Source organism: Streptococcus sp. ACS2, from assembly GCF_000525585.1.
GTDB lineage: Bacteria > Bacillota > Bacilli > Lactobacillales > Streptococcaceae > Streptococcus.
This window is the reverse complement of the sequence record NZ_JALT01000010.1, coordinates 1-3,917: the sequence shown is the minus strand read 5'-3', so window position 1 is coordinate 3,917 and position 3,917 is coordinate 1. Positions and strand designations below refer to the sequence as shown.

Annotated in this window: 2 protein-coding genes and 1 pseudogene; 1 reads left to right on the top strand and 2 read right to left on the bottom strand. The window is 39.9% G+C overall.

The genetic code is table 11. From position 1 onward, the window contains the following. Nucleotides 1–205, top strand: a pseudogene (locus tag HMPREF1517_RS10515) (fibrinogen-binding protein); the annotation flags it as partial. On the opposite strand, the gene HMPREF1517_RS01245 reads toward HMPREF1517_RS10515, so the two are convergent. Further along, on the bottom strand, nucleotides 200–2,209 hold the full coding sequence (locus HMPREF1517_RS01245) for an accessory Sec-dependent serine-rich glycoprotein adhesin (protein ID WP_051411989.1): 2,010 nt from the start codon (nucleotides 2,207–2,209) through the stop codon (nucleotides 200–202). The pseudogene HMPREF1517_RS10515 and the gene HMPREF1517_RS01245 sit on opposite strands and share 6 nt — an antisense overlap. A 454-nt stretch (nucleotides 2,210–2,663) precedes the next feature. Next, the coding region (locus HMPREF1517_RS01240) for a MucBP domain-containing protein (protein WP_037599055.1) at nucleotides 2,664–3,917 on the bottom strand (1,254 nt) is incomplete at its 5' end.

Genomic DNA, 3,917 nt, shown 5'->3' with positions numbered 1-3,917 from the left:
TTCTGAGTTTGACTCGGATTGTGATGTCGATGTTGATTCACTTTCTGAAGTAGAAACTGAGTTTGACTCGGATTGTGATGTCGATGTTGACTCACTCTCTGAAGCAGAAACTGAGTTTGACTCAGATTGTGAAGCTGATGTTGACTCACTCTCTGAAGTCGAAACTGAGTTTGACTCGGATTGTGATGATGATGTTGATTCATGACTCGGATTGTGATGATGATGTTGATTCACTTTCTGAAGTAGAAACTGAGTTTGACTCAGATTGTGATGCTGAAATTGAGGCACTCTCTGAGGCTGACTCTGAGTTTGACTCAGATTGTGAAGTTGATGTCGATTCACTTTCTGAAGTTGAAACTGAGTTTGATTCGGATTGTGACGCTGATGTCGATTCACTCTCAGAGGTAGAAACTGAGTTTGATTCTGATTGTGAAGCTGATGTCGACGCACTTTCTGAAGCTGAGACTGAATTTGACTCTAACTGTGATGCGCTCACTGATGCACTTGTTGAGGCACTTTCAAAAAGACTTTCTGAAACACTCTCTGAAAGGGATGCTGATGCTTCCTCTGATTGAGAAAGAGAAGATGAGACAACCTCTGACTCAGATGCTGAAACTGATGCAGATTCTACCTTACTTGTTGATACAGATTGAGACTCTACTGTTGAAGTACTTTCTACGATGCTTTGAGATGTACTTAAAGATGCACTCGTTGTATCTGCTTCAGACTCTGACTCGATAACCTGACTACCATTAAAGAAATTAACGCTAGTCTTATCAGTCTTAGCTGCAAAAGGTGAGAATGTGAAGGATGTGTCATCACCAGTGATTTTAGCAGTCCAAGTCGATGTTAAGCCATAACCATTCTTGGCCTGAAAACCATTCATTTGGAAATTTTGTCCCCAACTGTAACCGCCATTATCCGTTGTTACTGGTGTTGTATAAGGTGAAGGTGTAGTTCTTTGAGTACCGTCTGAATTAGTAATATAAGTTGTTACACTTGTCGGAGGAGTAAGTCCTGTACCTAGAGTAAACATCTTTTGGAATGTTGTTCCAGTATTATAGATAGCATACCCAGAAGACAAGGCTGATGGTTTCTCAACAGTTGACGTTGCTGGATTATCATATGAGGTAGTGTAGACAAAAGTAAGGTTTGAGCCGTCATTTGTCACTTTCAATGTATAGTAAATTGGAACATTATAGTTTGAGTCTGTTCCAGTTCCTGTATAAACCTTAGTTTCACCAGTCGCTAGGTTAAGGTTTGAAGTGATAGCTGGTGTGCCATTCACTGTAGAGTTTCCATTGAAACCAGCATTTGTCAGCTTGGTCATCATGTTATCGACGGCATTACCAAGACGCTCACGCTGTTCTGCGTAAGCTGCGTTTGTTGCTGATGCTGCGATCAATGTCGTTGACTTAGTAACTTCTTCTTGAACGGTTGTAATAGCCGTTTGAATTTCAGCCTTAGCAGCTGTGTCTGTCAATTTTGCTTGGTAGTTTTTAGCAATATTAACAAGCAATTCTGCTTCTGAAACGTTTTGGTCCAAAACAGATTTTTCATCATCTTGACTTGCAGTTTCTGAAGCAACTGAGCTTGTTGAAGTTGCTGAATCAGAAGCTGATTCTGAGTTTGAACCACTTGTACTTTCAGTTTGTGATTGGCTATCAGAAGTTGAGTACTCCTTGCTGAGTGATGCAGATTCAGAGATAGCTTGTGACAATTCAGCAGAAATTGATTGAGACACAGATTGTGATACTGAAACTGATGCTTCTGTGCTTGCTTGGGCATCAACTGAAGAGCTTGTAGACTCTTGGCTTGTTGATGCTACTGCTGAAGTTTCAGAAGCTGGTGCTGCACTCAATACCACTGACTCAGAGTTGACCGCCACATCTTGATTAGCAGTTACTTGGCTTTCCAAAGCTGGTGTTGTCGTTTCTTCCGCTTGAGCAGTGTAAGTAGCTACTGCTCCTCCAGCCACTGCACCCGCTGTTGCAATTCCTTTAAGGAGAGATTGCCCTGAGAGAAGCGGTGTTTTCTCCTCGACACTCTGTGCTGAAACTGATGGTGCGTCTGCCCCACCTTTAACAACCTTGAAAAGTCCAAAGTTGGATGTCGCAGCACGAAGCCATTGCTTACCTGATTTAATCAATTTAAAACGAGTCACGCGATCAGTTTCGCGATATTCCCCTTCGTTCCTTCTAAAAAACATATCTACTCCATTCTTGTTTTATGAATTAAAACTTACCGATAAATTTTATCATAAAATTCTTGTAAGCTCTAATACAAACTCTTATTTCCCTCAAAAAAATTGCAAACGCTTTATGCTGTATAAATACTGAAAATATTTTTTTCATAGAATTTTCACCCACCTTACATTTTGTAAAATAAAACTTAAAGTTGTCTTAAAATTCAAAGTATACTTCTTCCACATCTAAGATTTTAGCTTACTAAACTAAGCCTTTACTATCTAATACTAAGCCTAAATGAGACTTAGACTAACATTTAAGACACCCTCTCTCATTTTCAAACACGACAAAAAGACACATCCCATATCGGAATGTGTCTTTTTTAGAACGAAGCTAATCGGCTTATTCTTACTTAAGAGTAGTTAGTTTTTATTAGGACTAGTCACTCATAAGTTTTAGGGGTAAGTCGAAGGAATATTATTCCTCAGTTTTTTTGCGTTTTGCCGCAAGAGCCAATCCAGATGCAGTTGCAAGCAATCCAAGAGCTGCTGTAGCTGCTACGTTAGACTCTTCACCAGTGTTTGGCAATTGTGCCATTTCTTGTGCAGGTTTAACTGGAGTAGCTTTAGCTGGAGCTTTAGGAGCTGGATCAACTGGTTTACCTGGAGTTGGTTGTTCAGGTTTACCTGGAGTTGGTGTTACTGGTTTTTCTGGAGTTGTATCGACAAGTTTGTAAACGTAAGTTACGTTCTTATCACCTTCGATAACTTTACCAGTTACTGGGTCAGTTGTTGTCAAGTGACCATCACCATCTACAGAACCTACTGGGTAGTTACCTTGTGGTACCAATTCGTAAACTTTACCATCAGCAGTAACAATTGTCTTAGGACGGTTATCAATTACTGTATCGTAATCTTTACCTACAGGTTGACCAAATTCATCTGTTACAGATTGTTTGATAGTGTTACCATTTTCATCTACATAGTGAACGTAAACATTACCCTTAGGTTGTGCTGGTTGTTCTTTAAGTTTGTAGATGTAAGTAACATCTTTACGTCCTTCGATAACTTTACCTGTTGTAGCGTCTGATGACTCAAGGTGACCTTGTCCATCAACTTTACCTACAGTGTAGTTACCTGCTGGTACCAATTCGTAAACTTTACCATCAGTTGTTGTGATAGTCTTAGGACGATTGTCTACTACTGTATCGTAGTCTTTATCGACTGGTTGATCTTTTTCATCAACAACTGAAGTCTTGATTGTGTTACCTTCAGTATCTTTATAGTGAACGTAAACGTCACCTTTCACTTCTTTGTAGACGTAAGTGATGATTGAACGTGGTTTATCAACTTTACCTTTAATTGGGTCAGATGATTCAAGGTGTCCATCGCCATCAACTTTACCTACTGGGTAGTCACCTTTCGGTACGATCTTGTATGTCTTACCGTCTGGAGTCTTGATTGTCTTAGGTTTTTCACCTTCCTCAGTTGTGTTATATGGAGTATCATATGGTGAGTTTGGTGTGTCTTGACGAGGTTTCTTGATTTCTTTACCTTTTTCGTCTACGTAAGTGATGATTACGTCACCTTCTTTAGGTTTCGTTGGATCTTCTTTAAGTTTGTAGACGTAAGTTACGTTCTTATCACCTTCGATAACTTTACCTATTGTAGCGTCATCACCTGTCCAGTGACCTTGTTCGTCGACTTGACCTACTTTGTAGTTACCTGCTGG

Excerpts from the sequence above, each read along its gene's own strand:
- HMPREF1517_RS01245 (WP_051411989.1), bottom strand. The coding sequence starts at position 2,209 with ATGTTTTTTAGAAGGAACGAAGGGGAATATCGCGAAACTGATCGCGTG.